At 58.6% G+C, this 16,658-nt stretch carries 16 protein-coding genes; 9 read left to right on the forward strand and 7 right to left on the reverse strand.

Going from position 1 to position 16,658, the window contains the following annotated elements; translation table 11 throughout:
- The first annotated feature begins 190 nt into the window (after positions 1-190).
- Positions 191-958, forward strand: a complete 768-nt coding sequence (locus E1180_RS19200; RefSeq protein ID WP_208997254.1) for a hypothetical protein — start codon at positions 191-193, stop codon at positions 956-958.
- A 137-nt stretch (positions 959-1,095) separates the two neighbouring features.
- Here the strand turns inward: E1180_RS19200 and E1180_RS19205 are convergent, their stop codons facing one another.
- On the reverse strand, positions 1,096-1,416 hold the full coding sequence (locus E1180_RS19205; protein WP_155193797.1) for a DUF1127 domain-containing protein: 321 nt from the start codon (positions 1,414-1,416) through the stop codon (positions 1,096-1,098).
- A gap of 355 nt (positions 1,417-1,771) precedes the next feature.
- On the opposite strand from E1180_RS19205, the gene E1180_RS19210 reads away from it, so the two are divergent.
- Together E1180_RS19210 and E1180_RS19215 are read left to right on the forward strand one after the other, a co-directional pair.
- On the forward strand, positions 1,772-2,647 hold the full coding sequence (locus tag E1180_RS19210) for a LysR substrate-binding domain-containing protein (protein WP_155194084.1): 876 nt from the start codon (positions 1,772-1,774) through the stop codon (positions 2,645-2,647).
- Between the two features lie 244 nt (positions 2,648-2,891).
- Positions 2,892-3,782 carry a LysR substrate-binding domain-containing protein gene (locus E1180_RS19215; protein ID WP_155193799.1) on the forward strand — a complete coding sequence of 297 codons (891 nt, stop codon included), beginning with the start codon at positions 2,892-2,894 and terminating at the stop codon, positions 3,780-3,782.
- Positions 3,783-3,871: 89 nt separating this feature from the next.
- Here E1180_RS19215 and E1180_RS19220 read toward each other — a convergent pair whose 3' ends face one another.
- The 3 genes from E1180_RS19220 to E1180_RS19230 form a co-directional block, all read right to left on the reverse strand.
- Positions 3,872-4,789: a DMT family transporter gene (locus tag E1180_RS19220; RefSeq protein WP_155193801.1), complete on the reverse strand. Its 918-nt coding sequence runs from the start codon at positions 4,787-4,789 to the stop codon at positions 3,872-3,874.
- Positions 4,790-4,974: 185 nt separating this feature from the next.
- A complete protein-coding gene (locus E1180_RS19225) occupies positions 4,975-6,111 on the reverse strand; it encodes an alpha-hydroxy acid oxidase (RefSeq protein ID WP_155193803.1) in 1,137 nt (378 codons plus the stop codon).
- A gap of 24 nt (positions 6,112-6,135) precedes the next feature.
- Positions 6,136-6,909: a FadR/GntR family transcriptional regulator gene (locus E1180_RS19230; protein ID WP_155193806.1), complete on the reverse strand. Its 774-nt coding sequence runs from the start codon at positions 6,907-6,909 to the stop codon at positions 6,136-6,138.
- A gap of 288 nt (positions 6,910-7,197) precedes the next feature.
- On the opposite strand from E1180_RS19230, the gene E1180_RS19235 reads away from it, so the two are divergent.
- Positions 7,198-8,508, forward strand: a complete 1,311-nt coding sequence (locus E1180_RS19235) for a DUF3422 family protein (protein WP_155193808.1) — start codon at positions 7,198-7,200, stop codon at positions 8,506-8,508.
- A gap of 114 nt (positions 8,509-8,622) precedes the next feature.
- Here the strand turns inward: E1180_RS19235 and E1180_RS19240 are convergent, their stop codons facing one another.
- Positions 8,623-9,018: a c-type cytochrome gene (locus E1180_RS19240; protein WP_155193811.1), complete on the reverse strand. Its 396-nt coding sequence runs from the start codon at positions 9,016-9,018 to the stop codon at positions 8,623-8,625.
- A gap of 148 nt (positions 9,019-9,166) precedes the next feature.
- Positions 9,167-10,111 (reverse strand): LysR family transcriptional regulator, encoded by a 945-nt coding sequence (locus E1180_RS19245; protein ID WP_155193813.1) that lies wholly within the window; start codon positions 10,109-10,111, stop codon positions 9,167-9,169.
- Between the two features lie 168 nt (positions 10,112-10,279).
- Here E1180_RS19245 and E1180_RS19250 point away from each other — a divergent pair, with 168 nt between their 5' ends.
- The 3 genes from E1180_RS19250 to E1180_RS19260 are packed head-to-tail and all read left to right on the forward strand — an operon-like array spanning position 10,280 to position 13,409.
- Positions 10,280-11,761, forward strand: a complete 1,482-nt coding sequence (locus tag E1180_RS19250) for an FAD-linked oxidase C-terminal domain-containing protein (protein ID WP_155194086.1) — start codon at positions 10,280-10,282, stop codon at positions 11,759-11,761.
- A gap of 50 nt (positions 11,762-11,811) precedes the next feature.
- Positions 11,812-13,002, forward strand: a complete 1,191-nt coding sequence (gene glcE / locus E1180_RS19255) for a glycolate oxidase subunit GlcE (RefSeq protein ID WP_155193815.1) — start codon at positions 11,812-11,814, stop codon at positions 13,000-13,002.
- A 47-nt stretch (positions 13,003-13,049) separates the two neighbouring features.
- A complete protein-coding gene (locus E1180_RS19260) occupies positions 13,050-13,409 on the forward strand; it encodes a DUF4870 family protein (protein ID WP_155193817.1) in 360 nt (119 codons plus the stop codon).
- Positions 13,410-13,571: 162 nt separating this feature from the next.
- Here E1180_RS19260 and E1180_RS19265 read toward each other — a convergent pair whose 3' ends face one another.
- Complete coding sequence (locus E1180_RS19265) at positions 13,572-14,198, reverse strand: hypothetical protein (protein ID WP_155193819.1); 627 nt, start codon at positions 14,196-14,198, stop codon at positions 13,572-13,574.
- Positions 14,199-14,454: 256 nt separating this feature from the next.
- Between E1180_RS19265 and glcF the strand changes: the two genes are divergently transcribed.
- Positions 14,455-15,777 carry a glycolate oxidase subunit GlcF gene (gene glcF / locus E1180_RS19270; protein WP_155193821.1) on the forward strand — a complete coding sequence of 441 codons (1,323 nt, stop codon included), beginning with the start codon at positions 14,455-14,457 and terminating at the stop codon, positions 15,775-15,777.
- Positions 15,778-15,792: 15 nt separating this feature from the next.
- Positions 15,793-16,476 (forward strand): hypothetical protein, encoded by a 684-nt coding sequence (locus E1180_RS19275; RefSeq protein WP_155193824.1) that lies wholly within the window; start codon positions 15,793-15,795, stop codon positions 16,474-16,476.
- Positions 16,477-16,658 lie beyond the last annotated feature (182 nt).

Here is a 16,658-nt window from a genome sequence, read left to right on the forward strand (position 1 = left end):
GTTCTCACATGGATGCATCCCGGCCTGGTCCGCCAAGGCCGCGGGTCTTGACCTTGTGCAATCAAGGCTGTGAGGCCGCCATCGCGATTTGCCCGAATTGACCTTCTGCCGCGAACCGGTCAAGCTAAGCAAAGAGAGGCTTATCTCTCAAGGCTTTGAGGCAATTGGAACGCGGAACAGCTATATGGGAATGACGGGCAGGGCAGAGCCGCCATTCGACATCTTTTCCTTAAGCAAGGATGTTCAGGACCGCTTCGGCTGGTCGAATGATGACCTGAACAAGGTCATGACCCAGCTCATGCCTGCCGCGCTAAACGGCTTCCAGTATTTCGGCTTTCCCTTTTCCGGCACGGGCGATCAGGCTCCGGCTACTTCTGGACTTGGCCAGAATCCCTTCGCCGGTTTTTTGCCGTTTGCGCAGCAACCGGACCAGACAGCGTTGATGCCGTTCTTTGGGCCAGAACCAGTGCAGCAGGCTCTTGCGGCCCAGATCTCCGGCATGACCGGGCTGCAACGCGATGCCATTCAGGAAATGATGCCGGTTGCCGCCACACTCGCCATGGGGCAGGTGGCGCGGCCTTTCGTGCATGGTGAGGCGCGCAATCTTTTGGATGCCTATTTGCGCGGGTTTGCGCGTGGCCGGCCAAAACCCCAGCCGACACCAGTGGATTATCTTCAAGGCTATACGGAAGCCGTACAGTCCTTTTGGGGGGCGTTCATGCAACCGGCAGCGGCCTTCATGCAGCCAGCTCCCGGGGACGCGCCGGAACCGGAGGCCGAGGAGGAGGAAGAGTTGGCCCCGGAAATCGAGGACACAGACGGGGCCGGAGACGATCCGTCAGAATTCGATGAGATGATGACCAGCTGGATGGCGGCCGGACGTGACTTTCAGTCGAGCCAGTTCAAGGCGTTCGACAGCTTTTTTGAACAAGCTGCACGGCGGCCGGATACGGAATAAAACGCGAATCGGCATTACCATCGGCAGGGGCAGCCGGCAGAAGGCGCTAAAAAAATGGCCCGCCGGGAGGCGGGCCAAGTTGCGTCAGCAAGGCTTTGCCGACAGGGGCTGCTAAAGGGGTTGGATCCGGGAACGGATCAGGCGGCCAGCTGCCCATCCTTGCAGGACGGAATTTTGACCACGGACAGCTGCGGCGGGACCGCCGGGGCATTGGCCGGCTTGACATTCAAGACGGCTTGGCTGGCCGGGCCCGTTCCTAGCGAGGATGTCGGATCCGCATAGAAGGGCTGGGAGGAGGCCCGTCGAACATCTGCCCGTGTCAGGCCGATGTCTCTCAACTGCGCATCGGACATGTCCTTGAGCTCAAGAAACTGGCGGCGGTTCTGGAACACACGCCATGTACGGGCAACCAGCTGCCCGGCGAGAGCGAGGATGGGGTGGTTTGCGATCTGTATCATGGCAATAGTCTCCTGTTAGCGGCCGGAGGGATTTCCGGCAGCTTGTTCCGCGCCAAACTCGGCGGATGCATTTTTTGGAACACACTCTAAATGAAGGTTTTAAAGCTATAATTCCAACGAATGTTTGTGATGAAATTGATCACGCTAGTTGATGGAATTTTGTCTGGGCGCTTGCGTTCGATCACGAATAAAAATATTTTCAATAATGATTGGTAATGTGACCAGTATGAGAAACGGTGATCGAATGGCGCCGGAAATCATCTGGCTTCAAGGCCTCGCCGCCCGGTACTTGAAGAGGGCGCGCAGCTCAAACGCCAAGAAGACACTGACACCCTTTTCTGGATTAGGGCCGCCCATGCTGGATCTTGACCAACTGCGAACCTTTGTTGCGATTGCCGAATGCGGCAGTTTTACCCGGGCAGCGGAAAATGTGCACAAGACCCAATCGGCGGTATCCATGCAGATGCGCCGCTTGGAGGAACGGATCGGAAAACCGTTGTTTGTCCGTGTGGGGCGCCAGTCCAAGCTGACCGAACATGGCGAACGGCTGTTGCATTATGCGCGCCGGTTGGTCCAGCTGAATGACGAAACGCTCGCAGCCTTTGATGATATGGAGCTTGCCGGCCTCGTGCGCCTAGGAACTCCGGATGACTATGCGGACCGGTTCCTGCCCGAGATCCTTGCCCGGTTCTCGCGCTCAAACCCGAAAGCAGAGGTCAGTGTGGTGTGTGCCCCCACGCCCAATCTGGCCGACATGATCTCGGAAGGTGAGCTGGACGTTGCCATTATCACGCACGTTCAAAAGAAGGGGCGCCGGAACGCGGAGATTGTCCGGCGGGAGCCTTTGCTCTGGGTCGCTTCAGCGCGCCATGCGGTTGAAAACGAATCTCCGCTGCCGCTCGCGCTGGGCCGGGCGACATGCGATTGGCGCAAAGCCGCGATCAGCGCGCTCGAAGATCAGCTCCGGGAGTACCGCTTGCTGTACTCCAGCTGGAATTCGACCGCGGTCGGGGCAGCAGTGCTGGCGGGTCTCTCCATATCCGTGCTGCCGGAATCCGCTTTGCGGTCGGGCATGCGCGTCCTGACGGAAGCCGACGGCTTTCCGCGCCTGCCGGAATGTGAAATCGCCATCATGCGGTCATGGCACAAGAGCTCCCGGGTAACCGATGCGCTGGTGGAGCACATTGTCTCCTCGCTCGATAACCTGTCCGTTCCGCAAGCCGCTGAGTGAGTGGCTGAGCCGGGCTCAGCACGCATTACAGTAACGATGTGAAGGTGCGGATTTTCAAATGAACGCTTGGGAGTGGAAGGAACTTTGTTCTCACGCGTTTTGATTGATGGTATCGATGTAAATGACAGGTCTCGTTGCAAGGGTCTAAGTTCGTTTGAATTGTAACCCTTGTTGATGTATTAAGGACAAACCAATCGCATTAAATAATGAAGATTGGTGACACATTTCCGGCTTGGAGATCTCCATGAGCCACGCACTCGACATTGATCAGCTCCGGACGTTTCTCGCCATCGCCGAACTTGGCAGTTTCACAAAGGCGGGCGAGGCGGTGCACAAAACCCAGTCCGCTGTGTCGATGCAAATGCGCCGTTTGGAGGAACGGGTCGGTCAGCCGATTTTCATCAAGGATGGCCGCCAATCCCGTCTGACCGAAGATGGCCTGCGCCTGATCGAATTCGCCCGCCGCATGATCCAGCTGAACGACGAAACCTTGTCCGCCTTTAACGGCAACAAGGAAGTCGGCTTGGTGAAATTCGGCGTTCCCGATGATTATGCCGACAGGTTGCTGCCTCAGGTTCTCGCAGCGTTTAACCGGCTAAATCCGTCCATCGAAGTGCGTGTTGAGTGCTTCAGCAGTTCCACCTTGACGGAGTCGATCCGGGAGGGGGCGCTTGATGTTGCTATCACCACCTCGAGCGACACCAGTGATCTGCGTGGAGAAATCATCCGCCGCGAACCGCTTTACTGGGTGACGTCCACGCAGCATTCAGCCCATACGCAGGAAACCGTGCGTCTGGCTCTTGGACCGGCCACATGCGGTTGGCGGCGCATGTCGATGGAGGCGCTCGACCGTGTCGGGCGGGCTTATAAAGTGTCCTACACCAGCGCCAGTGCGGCTGCCCTTGTGGGTGCGGTGCAGGCGGGCCTGGCCATCACCGTGTTCCCGGAAAGTGCGATCCGGGACGGCATGCGCATTTTGGACGAGAAGGACGGGTTCCCCCAGCTTCCCTTCTGTGACATTGCCTTGCTGCGGTCCCAGTCCGCCCGCGAGCCGATGCACGACACCTTGTGCAATCACCTGATTGCCGCAATCGGCAATGTTGGCAATGGAACGGGCCAGGTGGCTGCGGAATAGCAGCCCCCGGCGATCAAATCCCAATTTTGACAATGATCTTTTGACCCGCTGATCTAGAGCGTGACGCACTAAGTTGGTTGCGATTTGCTCTAGCGTGCGCGCAGCATCAACACGTTTCCGGCAAGAACACAGGCGAGCCCAGCAATGGACAGGTTGGTCCATTGATAGCCTTCGAAGACCGTGGACAGGGCCAGGGCGATAACCGGGAAGACAACGGTCGCATATCCGGCCCGCGCGGATCCGATCCGGCCAAGCAGTGTCAGATACGAGGCAAAGGCAATCACCGAGGCCACCACTGCGAGATAAACCAGGCTACCGAGATAGCTCACGGTGAGCTCAACGGCAAAGCTCTGGCCGCGGACGGCTGCGAACAGGCCGAGAAACACCATCCCATAAACCATGCCCCAGGCGGTTGCCGGCGTCACCGCAAAGGCCTTCCGCTGGGTGTCGGCCGACACCATGTTGCCGAAACAAAAGGACAGCGTGCCGAGAATGCAAAGCCCGAGACCGAGGGCCGCATCGGAATTGAAATCGGTCCCGGCAAGCTTTGGCCAGAACATCAGCGCAATTCCGGAAAACCCGATCAATCCGGCCAGCAAGGCTTGCGGGCTCGGACGCTGGCCGAACAGGATCAGGCCAAGGAACAAATTGAAGATCGACGCGGTCGAGAACACCACCGCCAGAAGGCCGGAGGGCAGGTGGGCCGCGCCGTAGTAAAACAGGGTGAAGTTGGTGGAGAACAAAAAGGCGCCCAGACCGGCGAAGCGCATATGTGCTTTCAGCGGAAAGGCCAGATTGTGTCCGCGGAAATGGGCCCAGGCCATCATGATGCTGGCCGCCAGAACGAAGCGCCAGAAGACCGAGACTTCAGGCGCCACATTCGCGATCTGCCCTTTCATGGCAATCCAGCTTACGCCCCATGCAATGACGGTGATGGCATAAAGGCCATAATCCTTCGGCTCAAAGGCAGGCCTTTGAAGCAGGGCAGCGGGTTGGGCAACTGACATGGGGTGTCCGATCTCAAACGGTAGGCCTGTAACTTCGGTCCGCAGATCAGTAAGTGCAAATGATAGTTATTGATTTAGTTATCACGGATGTGAATGATTGTTCGGTTCCCGATAGCCCAGCGTAAAGAGGCCGCCGCAGGGGTGCAGCGGCCAAAACGCATTATGCCGTCGGGCCGAAGAAGCTCTTACAGAACCAGGTTATGCCGTCCGGCCTTGTGAATATCCGTTTCGCCGCACAGCCCCATGGTCACGTCCAGTTCCTTGTGCATCATTTCAAGGACCTTGGTGACCCCTGCTTTGCCCATGGCGCCAAGGCCGTAGATGAACGCCCGGCCGATATAGGTGCTGCGCGCGCCCATGGCGACGGCCCGGAACACATCCTGACCGGACCGGATCCCGCCATCGAAATGAACTTCCACCTTGTCGCCAACCGCATCGACGATATCGCCGAGGACATCATAAGAGGCCAGGGCCCCATCCAGCTGCCGGCCGCCATGGTTTGACACGACAATGGCATCCGCGCCGAGCTCAGCAGCGGTCTTCGCATCATCGACATCATTGATGCCCTTGAGGATCAGCTTGCGGTCCCAATGCTTCTTGACCCACTCGACAGAGGACCAGTCCAGCGTCGGATCAAACTGGTTTGCGGTCCATTCGGCCAGGGAGGTCATGTCTTCCACGCCGGAAACATGGCCGTGAATATTGCCGAATTCCCGGCGCTTGGTCTGCAGCATATTCCAGCACCAGCGCGGTTTGAGGGCCAGATCCAGCAGAACATGCGGCTTTGGCTTCGGCGGCGTGCTGAGGCCGTTTTTGATATCCTGATGGCGTTGGCCCAGAACCTGAAGATCGAGGGTCAGGACCAGCGCGGAACAGCCTGCACTATGGGCGCGCTTCATGAGGCTTTCCGAAAAACCCCGGTCGCGCATAACATAAAGCTGAAACCAGAACGGGTCTTTGGTGTTTGCCGCCACATCCTCGATGGAACACACGCTCATGGTCGAAAGCGTGAAGGGAACACCGAACTCCTCTGCGGCTTGCGCGGCGAGGATCTCCCCATCCGCATGCTGCATCCCGGTCAGGCCAACCGGCGCAAGGGCAACGGGCATGCTCACATCCTGGCCGATCATGGTTGTCTTGACCGAGCGGTTATCGATGTTCCGGGCCACCCGCTGCCGCAGCTTCTGGCGCTGTAGGGCCGTTTCATTGTCGAAATAGGTACTTTGGGTCCACGAGCCGGTATCCGCATAGTCGTAGAACATCTTCGGCACCCGCCGCTTGGCCAGGGCTTTCAGATCGGCGACGTCAGTGACGACGGGCATGGCAATTCCTCCCAAACGTGGTGGTTATCGTGATTTTGCAACGGATGGCAAAAGGCGCCGCAGTCCGGCCAGCGCCTCGCGTTTGTCTTCTTCCTCGGCTTCCAGAAGCGCGGCGCGGACATAATCGATATGCTGTTCGGATGCCTGGCGGGCGGCGACCGGATCGCCCTCGCTAATGGCAGCAGCAATGGCTGCGTGCTGGTCCAGAACGTCGGCGCGGGCGGCGGGCACGCGGTAGAGCCGTTCCCGGTCGAAGTAGACACCGTTTTCCAGGATCCGGTAGCAGGATCGCAGAGTGTGCAGGAGAATGATGTTGTGCGCGGCCTCGCCAACCGCATGGTGAAACTGAAGATCCAGCGCCGCTTCGGCCGCGATGTCCTCACGCGCATGGGCCTCGCGCATTTGTTCTAGGATGCCGGTAAGACGGGATATGTCTGAGGGAGCCGCCCGGATCGCCGCCAGGCTCGCAGCTTGTGCTTCAATCCCGCGCCGGAAGTCGAAATGGTCGCTGATCGCGCAGGAATGCCGGCTGATGAGGTCGACAACCGCGTCGGAGAAGATCGGGCCGATCAGATCGCACACATATGTGCCGCCGCCGCGCCGCGCTTCGATCAGGTTCCGGTCTTCAAGGGTCTTGAGCGCATCCCGGAGGACCGGCCGGGAAACACCGAGCTGTTCGGCAAGGTCCCGTTCACTGGGCAGGCGGTCACCGGAATGCAGCAGGCCTTTGAGGATCAAAAGCTCGATCTGCCCGACAACGGCATCCGCGGTTCTGTGCTGGTCGATTTGCTGAAACATGGTTTTCCCGGGCGTTGATGGGGCGACCCTAGGTGAGTTTTTCAAATTGGTCAAATTAATTGTCCAATTTATGCGTGGCCAACGGGCGCTCGTTTGCCAAATCGTGTCGCGACCGCTTGGATCACGCTGCAAATGTGGCTTAAGCTCATCAGAGTTTTGGGGAGGTCTGGGCTTTCACGCGCTCCGGTCTAGATTGAATTTGAGTGTCTTGCGTGCGCGCAAGCAGATTGATCGCTTTTTGCTGTTCTGTCGGTCTTGATCGAATGGCCATTGTTTCAGGGGGAAGATTTGCCAGACGCAGCAGACAAGGGATCATCCTTTCCAAGTTTCAGAGCCTCGCCCCTGCGCGATAAGGTCATAGGCGAAGTTCATGCCCGGCCGTTCCGGTCGATGTCTTCGCCCCGGGTGGTTCTGCATTACGCGTTTCTGACCAACGCCAGCGAAGCTGCCGATGACAAGGCCTGGCTGATTGAGTTCTGCACGTCACGTGGTGAACCGGTGCCGACCGATGGGGCCAAGCATCACACCATCGCGTTTGGTGGCGGCATGCTGAATTGGGAGCAGCACGCCGAATTCACGACATATACCTGGGATGCGCCGGCAGCCGAAGGGAAGCTGTTTGGCGAGCTGATCCACAACCACCCTTTCGGGGCCATGTTCCGGGCTCCGGGCGACATGCTGGTCGCCGCCCGGTTTGAAGCGCACCCGAATCCGGGTGAAGATGTCTGGCGCCGCCATTTTGACTCCGGCAGCCTGACCGTGTCCCGGATCGAAGGGGGAGCAGCCGCAGTTGCAACCGACTTCCGCCAGGACGGCGACGGCCTAACCCGCTTTCTGGTCATCAATGATGAAATGGGCAATCACCAGATCGGTGCGGCCGTCAAACGGCTCTTGGAGATCGAGACCTATCGCACGCTTGCCATGCTTGGCCTGTTCGAAGCCGCCCGGCTGCAACCGGAAATCCGCCGGTTCGAAACCGAGCTGGCCGACCTAACGTCTCAAATGGTGGAAGATGCCGGGCTGGATACCAACCGGGACCTTTTGAACAAGTTCACCAAATTGGCAGCCGCGCTGGAAGCCGGTGCGACAGCCAGCACATTCCGCTTTGGTGCCAGCCGTGCCTATCATCAGATCGTACAGGCGCGGTTCAATACGCTTCAGGAAGAAGCAGCTCCTGGGGAATTGTCCATGGCGGGTTTCCTTGGAAGGCGGCTGTCTCCCGCGATGCAGACCTGCCAGTCGATTGAAGACCGCCAGGCAATGCTGTCCCGGAAGCTAGCGCGCGCAACAACCTTGCTCCGTACCCGCGTCGACGTGGATCTGGAACAGCAGAACCGGAGCCTGCTGCAATCCATGAACCGGAGAGCCCGGATGCAGCTGAGACTGCAGCAAACGGTCGAAGGACTGTCGATCGCGGCCGTCAGCTACTATGTCGTGGGCCTGTTGTCCTACCTGGCAAAAGGCGCTTCCGATGCTGGGTTGCCAATTCCGTCCGGCTCGATCACGACAGCAATCGCGGTCCCCATTGTCATTGCGGTCATGTGGGCGACCATGCACCGCATCCGTAAGGTTTATTCAAAAGAGACAAAAGCCGATTGAGTTGACCGCACTGGAAACGATGAAGGCCGGAAGCTCCGGCCTTTGTTCGTTTTGGATGAGCGTCAGCACGTCTTTTGCTATCACTTGAACACAAGGCGTGTCCGCGTGCCGGCTTTACTGAGTGCTGCCGTCGGGCGCAAATTGGGCCAGATAGGCGATCATGTCGGTGCGGTCCTTTTCTTTCCGGAGCCCCGCGAAAGCCATCTTGGTTTTCGGAACGACGTCCCGCGGTTTGGTTAAGAACGCATCCAGCGTTTCCGCATCCCAAACCCTGCCGGCTTCAGCGCCCTCAACAAGGCTGGCTGAATATTTGAAGCCCTCGACAGTGCCCCAATTGTTCCCAACGATGCCGTTCAGAACTGGACCAACCCGGTTTTTCGCGTCCGGCCCGACCATGTGGCAGGCTTGGCATTTCCGGAACACTTTTTCACCTGCGGCCGGATCGCCGTCAGCATGCGCATAGGCTCCCGTTGCCAGAAGCACTCCGGCAACAATCAGAAATCGTTGCATAATTTCTCCCTCAATGTGGGTGACAGACCCGCGGCGCACTCAATAGGACCGGGTCTTTCCACGCAAGCGGCGAACTGCCGCATGAGGGGGTTTCCACACGTACTGTGAGATCAAAAGCAACTCGGAAATGAGGCCGTTGAGCCCGCTGTCAACTCGCCTTGGCACGCTTGGGCAGACTCAACCAGTCTTCCAGGCCTGCGTCCCAATAGGGTGAGGATCCATAAAGGCCAGCAAGGAAATCGATAAAGACCCGGACCTTGGCTGGCAAGAATTGCCGGCTGGGGTAGACGGCGTAAAGGCCGACATCCTTCGACGCCCGGTACTCCGGCAGAAGGATTTGCAGTTTGCCGTCCCGAAGCTCCGGCCCGATATCCCAAGTAGACCGCAGGGCGATCCCCACACCGGCCAGAAGGCATTCGCGCACAACTTCGTTCGAGTTGGTCTTGACCGGAGATTGGGTCCGTACGGTCTCGATTCCCTCCGGACCGGCCAGCCGCCAGGGGTCCTGGTTCGTCGCTGCGAGGGTGACGTGAGTGTCTGTCAGGTCCTGGATGGTCTCAGGCGTGCCGTATTTCTCAAGATAGGCAGGGCTTGCGCACAAAATACGGTGAACGGGCGCAAGACGGCGGGCGACCAGGCTGGAATCGGACAATTCGGCGATGCGGATCGCCAGATCATAGCCGTCGCCGACGATGTCCACGAAGTCATCGGAGAGATCGAGGTTGACGGACAGATCAGGGTTGGCGGTCAGGAATGTTCCCAGATGCGGGGCAATATGCAGGCGGCCAAAAGACGTTGGTACCGCGACCTTCAGGTTGCCGCGGGCTTTTGCGGAACCGCGGGATACGAATGTTTCGGCTTCTTCCACGCTTGCAAGGATTGCGATCACCCGCTCATAAAACCCTTGGCCAGCTTCGGTCATGGCGATCTGGCGTGTCGTGCGTTGCAGCAACCGGGTGCCGAGTTTTTCCTCAAGGCGCCTGATCCGTTTTGACACCACTGCCGGCGAGAGGCTCATCTCCCGTCCAGCCGCAGACATGCTCCCCGCGCTTACCACCCGGGCGAAAATCTCCATGTCCGTCAGATTGCTCATTTTCAAACTCGCATAAAGACTATTATTGTCAGGTCGACTATTTTCCTCGGATCTGAAATTTGCCAGTCTTTTGGAAAGCCGTTGCTCTACCATTTTCTGTTACGCAGGAACAAACTACGTGGATCAACTTACGTAAATATAAGGGAGAGACTTGTGAGCGCCATATCCATGCCGGCCCCCGATCCGCAGGTTCTAGAGCGGCGGCGGGAGATTGTATCGGCTTTGCAGGCAATCGTTCCCGGTGAGGGCGTCATCCACGATGAGCGGGAAATGCGGGCATATGAGACCGACGCGCTGACCGCTTACCGCCAGATGCCTCTGATCGTTGTGCTGCCGGAAACGGTGGACCAGGTGTCCGCTGTGTTGAAATACTGCCACAAGCACGACATCAAAGTCGTTCCGCGCGGTGCGGGGACGTCCCTTTCCGGCGGAGCGCTTCCGCTTCAGGATGGCGTTCTGCTGTCGATGATGAAATTCAATCAGGTCCTCGACATCGATTTCGAAAACAGGGCGGTGGTGGTTCAGCCTGGGGTGACCAATCTCGGGATCACGCGGGCCGTGGAACATGAAGGTTTTTACTACGCGCCTGATCCGTCTTCCCAGATTGCCTGCTCCATCGGCGGAAATATTGCGGAAAATTCCGGCGGGGTGCATTGCCTGAAATACGGCCTGACCACGAACAACGTGCTCGGGATGGAAGTCGTCCTGATCAACGGCGAGGTTGTCCGGTTAGGCGGCAAGCACCTCGACAGTGAAGGCTACGATCTGATGGCGCTGATGACGGGCTCGGAAGGCCTGCTCGGCGTCGTCACTGAAGTCACGGTCCGCATCCTGCAAAAGCCCGAAACGGCACGGGCGTTGTTGATCGGCTTCCCGACAAGTGAGGACGGTGGACGCTGTGTTGCGGATGTGATCGGGGCCGGGATCATTCCAGGCGGCATGGAGATGATGGACAAACCGGCCATTCACGCGGCCGAAGACTTTGTGAATGCAGGCTATCCGCGCGATGTGGAAGCGCTGTTGATCGTTGAGCTCGACGGTCCTGAGGCGGAAGTGGATTATCTGATCGGGCGGGTGGAAGAAATCGCAAGGGCCAATAAGGCAAGCCATATCCGGATTTCGGAAAGCGAAGAAGAACGCCTGACCTTCTGGGCCGGGCGGAAAGCCGCTTTTCCAGCCGTTGGCCGGATTTCGCCGGACTATCTTTGCATGGACGGGACCATCCCGCGGCGCGAGCTGCCGAAAGTGCTGGCCCGCATGCGCGAGCTTGCCGACAAGCACAATCTGGGCGTGGCGAATGTCTTCCACGCTGGCGACGGCAACCTGCATCCGCTTATTCTCTACGATGCCAACAAGCCGGGCGAACTGGAGGCCGCCGAAGCCTTTGGAGCCGACATCCTGAGACTGTGCGTTGAGGTTGGCGGGGTGCTGACCGGTGAACACGGCGTCGGGATCGAAAAACGCGACCTGATGACCGACATGTTCACGGAAGCCGATCTCAAGCAGCAGCAGCGAGTCAAATGTGCGTTTGATGACAAGCATCTGCTGAATCCGGGAAAGGTTTTTCCGGTCCTGCACCGCTGTGCGGAACTCGGCAAGATGCACGTGCACAAGGGGCAGCTTCCCTTCCCTGACATTCCCAGATTTTAGGTCCGCACTGTGCGCCGTCCGGCACCGCCGGCGATTTTTAAGGATACGAGATGGATGCTCTTTTGAAGCCCCGGAATGCCGGGGAAGTTGAAGAGGCAGTGAGATGGGCGGCGGCTGAAGAGCAGCCGCTCGAAGTCATCGGCACCGGATCAAAACGCGGGCTCGGACACCCGGTGCAAACCGCCCATGTGCTTGATCTATCGGCTCTGGCGGGCGTTGAAACCTACGAACCTGCGGAACTCGTTCTGACGGTAAAAGCTGGAACGCCCATTGCCGAAATTGAAGCATTGGTCGAGGAGAACGGCCAGGAACTGTCATTTGAACCAATGGACTATGGTCCTCTTCTCGGCCGGCCTGCGGGCGGGGGCACCATTGGGGGAGTGCTTGCGGCCAATCTTGCCGGGCCGCGCCGGATCAAGTCCGGAGCCGCGCGCGATCATGTTCTGGGTATGGAGGCGGTTTCGGGCCGGGGGGAGCAATTCGTTTCCGGCGGCAAGGTGGTGAAAAATGTCACCGGATACGACTTGCCGCGCGCCTTGTGCGGGTCGTTCGGAACCCTTGCCGTGACCACATCGGCCACACTGAAGGTCAATCCGAAACCGGAGACCACGGCGACACTCGAGATTTCCGGTCTGTCGGATGAAGACGCTGTCACGGCCTTGTGCCGGGCCATGGGATCTTCCGCCGAAGTGTCCGGGGCAGCGCATTTGCCCGCCGGGTTATGGGGCGAAACCGCCAGGACCGTTTTGCGCCTTGAGGGGTTCCAGGCCTCTGTCGACTACCGGTTTCAATCCCTAAACTCCCTTTTGTCCGGCTTTGGTCCGGTTCGGCGTCTGGAGGACGGCGACAGCCGCCCGCTTTGGGCCGGGATTCGGGATGCTGCGCCGCATGTGGGTAAGGCTGGGACCGTCTGGCGGGTGTCCGTTGCGCCGACGGCCGGACCGGGTGTTGTCGCCCAACTGAAGGAAAAATTGCCACTCAGCGCCTTTTACGACTGGAGTGGCGGTCTCGTCTGGATATGCTTCGAAGACGGTGAGCTTCATGAGGCCGAGCTTCGTGCCGCCGTTGCGGCCTCCGGCGGGGGACATGCCACGCTGGTGCGGGCAACCGGGGCCGTGGCTGCATCCGTTCCCGTGTTCCAGCCGCAGCCGGAAGCCCTGGCTGCGCTGAGCCGCCGCTTGAAGGAACAGTTCGATCCGAATGGTATTTTGAACCCGGGACGGATGGTCACCGGTGTGTAGCGAATGGCGTTTAATGTAAAAACTGTTGTAAATGAAAGGGGCTTTAGATGAGTGAGCAATCTGATGTTGCCGGTTACATGGACCCAGGCGGCAAGAACGTCACCCTGATTTATATTCTGTACTTGTTGGGTTTTATAATTGGTCTGACACCGCTGATCGGTGTGATCTTCGCGTATATCAACCGTGGCAAGGCGGGCGGCTGGCCCGACAGCCATTACACTTACCAGATCCGGACATTCTGGATTTCGCTCTTGGGCAGCCTGATCGGATTTGTGCTGGCATTTATCCTGATCGGCTTCCTTGTTCTGCTGGCACTGGCCGTCTGGGTTATTATTCGGTGCATCAAGGGGCTCCAGCATGCCTCGCGCAACGAGGAAATTCCCGATCCTCAAACCTGGCTGTTTTAAACGAGCTGGCAGCAAGCGGGACTTGGAGCATCGGACGTTGCGCATGAAGCGCCTAAAGTTGCTTGACCCGTTAATAATCGATCAGCTGTGGGCGGCAAATCGATCCCGATTTACCGCCCGCTGCTCAAACCGCCCGCCCGCGGGCGGTCAAAATGCCGGGGCTTAAACGCCCTTCCGGCACTTCACACGCACTTCATACCCATAGCCATCGCGCTGGTCCGTGGTGTTCTTGATGTTCCACTTGTTGTTCTTCGCCTTGCCTTTCTTGGCGGCAACAGCATCCAGCTCGAAATACGCCTTTGCGGTCACGGTCCAGGTTTTTGACAGAACCTGTGCCTTTGTCATGCCGGACTTGATCTTCTTGTCCATGTTCAGTGCACAAGCCTGGCGCGGGTCCCAACCCTGCCACCGGACCTTGTTCAGCGGCAAAACCGGCTTATAGGTGATCGCGACACTGCGTTTCGTGCCGGACCCGACATCGCGGTTCTTGAAGGACTTGCTCCAGAGTGAGCCGTCGGCCTCGAAGTACCGGACCCCCTTGAAAGAACCGACCTTCATGGCAACGATGCGTTCGCCGCTGGTGGCTTTGCCGTAAAGGCGCAGCAGGAACCGGTGCGAGTTCGAGGCGATGCCGGTATAGGCATTGGAGTTTGCCGAAACCTCGACCGGGATAACGTCGATCCCGTCTTTCTTGACTTCAACCTTTTCGATCCAATCCTTGGCAACAGCGCCGGTGGTCAGGCTGGCAAGCGTTGCAGCGATCAATGCGCCTTTAATAATCGTTTTCATAATTTCACATCCTCAATCAACTTTGCGCCCTCTGACACACACCCTAGCTTTGGGGCTCTGAACCGGATGTGAGGTTGCCGTTCAGCCAGCGTTCATGAATTCGGACGCCGTTCGGGACAAAGCGCGGTGATCGGTCGCTGAGGGCAAAACGGTTTTGATGGAATGGAGCCTTGTGCGCACCTTGTGACGCTTCTACCATCCTGCAAATGGCCGGTGAACGGTGGGCCGGACGGACATTCAGGGAGAGCCGCGCGCGATGCAGACCAATTTCACTGCGGAGCAATTGAAAGACAGCCACGTTGCTGAATCGGAAAAAATTCTCCGCAAATGCGTCCATTGCGGCTTTTGCACCGCGACTTGTCCCACATTTACCCTTCTGGGAGACGAATTGGACAGCCCGCGCGGCCGGATATATCTGATCAAGGACATGCTGGAGAATGACCGGCCAGCCGATGAAAAGGTGGTCAAACACATTGACCGGTGCCTGTCCTGCCTTGCGTGCATGACCACCTGTCCGTCCGGTGTTCACTACATGCATCTGGTGGACCATGCGCGTATCCATATTGAAAAGACCTACAAGCGGCCGTTGACCGACCGGATCATGCGCGGCATCTTGGCGTTTGTGCTGCCCTATCCGCAGCGGTTCCGGCTCGCCCTGATCGGTGCGTATTTCGGCCGACCCTTTGCCGGGCTCCTGAAACGGTTCGGCGGACCTTTCGCCAAGATGGGGGCAATGCTGGAACTGGCGCCGGCCAAAGCGCCCCTGCGCGGGCAGCTGGAAGGCCCGGGAACCTTCCGCACGGACCAGCCTGAGCGCAAGGGCCGGGTCGCGCTCCTGTCCGGATGCGCCCAGCCGGTGCTTAATCCGGGCATCAACGACGCAACCATCCGACTGTTGAAGCGGTCTGGTTATGAGATCGTGCTTCCCAAAGGCGAAGTGTGCTGCGGGGCGCTTGTCCACCATATGGGCAAGGAAGAGGCGTCCCTGGAAAATGCCCGCCGGAATGTGGATGTCTGGATGCGGGAGGTCGAAGAAGGCGGCCTTGATGCGATCCTGATCACGGCATCCGGCTGCGGCACCACGATCAAGGATTACGGCTTCATGCTGAAGGACGACCCGGCCTACGCGGAAAAGGCGGCCAAGGTGTCTGCGCTTGCAAAAGACATTACAGAGTTCCTTGTCACGGTCGACCTCGGTGAGCCGAAAGTGCAGCCCAACCTTACAATTGCCTACCACTCTGCCTGTTCCATGCAGCACGGACAAAAGATCACCCGTCAGCCGAAAGACCTCCTGAAAACGGCCGGGTTTAACGTAAAGGATGTCCCCGAGGGGCATTTGTGCTGCGGGTCTGCCGGCACCTACAACATCCTTCAGCCGGAAATCGCCAAACGTCTGCGGGACCGCAAGGTGGCCAATATCGAGAAAACCAAGCCGGACCTGATCGCAACCGGAAACATTGGGTGTATGACACAAATTGGTCTGGGCACGGATGTCCCGATTGTTCATACTGCAGAGCTTCTGGACTGGGTCTATGGCGGGCCGTGTCCGGACAATCTGGAACCGGAGCGGGTTCAGTGAGAGGTCGGAACCTGAATGTCGATCGGCGATAGCCAGACAGCCATCATCAGCCTTGGAATCTCCTGCCAGAGCGCGCGGCAGATCCGTGATTGCCGGCAGTCCGTCAGCGGTTTGCTAGGCGCTGACCTTCAGCCGGAACGGCATTTCTTTGATGGTCTGATTTCGCCTCTTGGCGGTTTGGCCCAGCTGTTTGCCGACGGTTTTCCCATGTTTGAGCGGGACAGTCTGACCGCTGGCCCCGGCCATCCCACCTGGAACCCTTACGGTTTTCGTTTTCTGCACCACTTTCGCGATGCCTTCGGGCGCATCGACCTTGAGGGAAGTTACCGCCATGAGCATGGCCGCTTTTCTCATCTGAAAACAAAGTTTGATGCGCTGCGCAGCCGCGCCCGTATCGTGTTCGTGATCTCCAACAGTCAGAACAACCTGGACGAGGTCGGTGTTGAAACCGGGGTTGCGGGCTTCGACTTCCGCTCCGGCGGGATTGACCACCTTCAAAGGGCCGTCGACGCCTATCTCGGGCGTTCCTGCGAATTTCTTATTGTGAGTTATCCGGAGCGCTGCGGCGATCTGCGGCACCCGAACCTTTATCTTCTGACGCGGGACCAAACGGAGTGGGTCGGCGACAAGGCGCAATGGCGCGCCGTCTTCAGCGCGTTTTTGGGCCAGGGGGCGGGGGCTCTTCGCTCCGCCGGGTGAGGCACGCCGGATACCGCATCGGGCGGTTTAATGCCGAACGCCCGCTCAACTATAGCGCGCCGCGTTTATTTACACTCAGATAGCATCAGGTTTTGCGTACGAGGCACAGCCGAGTGGCCGCGAAACCTGATTCCGCTTAAACGCGACTTGCACTAGGCTCAGGACCTATTAATTTGACAGTA

The organism is Roseibium denhamense (assembly GCF_009711415.1).
Classification (GTDB): domain Bacteria; phylum Pseudomonadota; class Alphaproteobacteria; order Rhizobiales; family Stappiaceae; genus Roseibium; species Roseibium denhamense.